The sequence below is a fragment of the Cesiribacter andamanensis AMV16 genome (assembly GCF_000348925.1).
Lineage (GTDB): Bacteria > Bacteroidota > Bacteroidia > Cytophagales > Cyclobacteriaceae > Cesiribacter > Cesiribacter andamanensis.
Genome location: NZ_AODQ01000233.1, coordinates 1 through 1373, shown reverse-complemented (window position 1 = coordinate 1373; position 1373 = coordinate 1). Strand labels below are relative to the sequence as shown.

General features: G+C 50.8%; 1 protein-coding gene. It reads right to left on the bottom strand.

The genetic code is table 11. From position 1 onward, the window contains the following. Window positions 1–96: 96 nt before the first annotated feature. The gene (locus ADICEAN_RS20700) at window positions 97–1329 is read right to left on the bottom strand and encodes a site-specific integrase (RefSeq protein ID WP_009197630.1); all 1233 of its coding nucleotides are present in this window, start codon (window positions 1327–1329) and stop codon (window positions 97–99) included. Between the last annotated feature and the right edge of the window lie 44 nt (window positions 1330–1373).

Genomic DNA, 1373 nt, shown 5'->3' with positions numbered 1-1373 from the left:
AACTGACGATCAAAAAAAATGCCTTGGATAACAATATAAAATATAGCCTCAATAAATGCAAACAAAAAGTATCTACCACGCCAGCACAGCCGTGCATCAGGCACCTGACCTGTTGAGCTTTTCCCGCAGGCGCTGCATATCTTCACTTAGCTTATGCTCTACCACCTTTGCATAGATTTGCGTGGTGCGAATACTGCCATGGCCCAGCATTTTACTTACGGATTCAATGGGCACGCCATTGGCCAGCGTAACAGAGGTGGCAAAGGTATGGCGGGCCAGGTGAAAGCTAAGGTTCTTATCAATGCCGCACAGATCGGCAATTTCTTTCAGGTAGCTGTTAAGCTTTTGGTTGGAGAGGACTGGCAGTACCCTTCCCTGGGCCTGAGCCCTGGGATCATCCCGATAGCGCTCTATGATCGCAAGCGCCTGCTGGAGCAGCGGGACCTTGAAGAACTCACCAGACTTTTTCCGCTGCCCCATCAGCCATAGCGCACCATCCATTCCTCTGACCACCTGATCGGGCGTCAACTCGCTTACCTCCACATAGGAGGCGCCCGTGTAGCAACTGAAAACAAACAGGTCCCGTACCAGGGCCAGGCGCTGCACGGAAAAATGCTTTTGCTCGATCCTCTCCAATTCCTCCAGGCTTAGGTATCCCCGTTCCTTTTTTTCAAACTTGGCCTTGAATTTCAGGAAGGGATCCCGGCTGATCCACTCCTCTTTCAGGGCCAGGTTGATCATCTTGCGTAGGCGCTCGATGTGCTTCATAGCCCCATTCTGGCCACAAGCTTTATGATGATCGGTCGGCTTGCGGTTCTTTACGAACTTCTCAAAGTCCCTGATGAATTTGTAGTTAAGCTCCTCCAGGTACAAATCGGAGGTTTTATATTTTTCCTTTAAAAGGAGGCGCACATACTTACAGGTGGTGTGGTAATTTTTTTGGGTGCCGGGAGCCAACTCCTCCTTCATTTCTTCAGCGTGGTACTGCATGAGCTCTTCCAGGGTTTTGCCGCTCTCATCCTCCCCCAGATAGCGCTGTTTAATGGCCTCTGCCGTCAGCAGCCTACGTTCTTTTTCCAGCTCCTGGCGGCAGTCGTACAGGCGGTTCCGCACCTGCTCCAGGTAAGCGGCCAGCGTTCTGATTTCTTCTTTATTGCCCTTGACGGTTCCCTTACCCTCATCCCAGTTGTGCAGGGGTGCTTTCCGTTTCAGGGAGAGATCCAGGCTTTTGCCGTCAACCGTGATGCGGGCATAGAGCGGCGCCTGTTCTCCTTTGCGTTTGTATTTCTTGATAAAGAAAGAAATACCGAAGGTGTTTTTCGCTTTCATACAATCTCATTTAGCGGTACTTGAATCAAGGTATCTGTGCCCCC

What these genes read in the sequence shown, in the direction of transcription:
- ADICEAN_RS20700 (WP_009197630.1), bottom strand. Translation starts at nt 1,329, where the DNA reads ATGAAAGCGAAAAACACCTTCGGTATTTCTTTCTTTATCAAGAAATAC.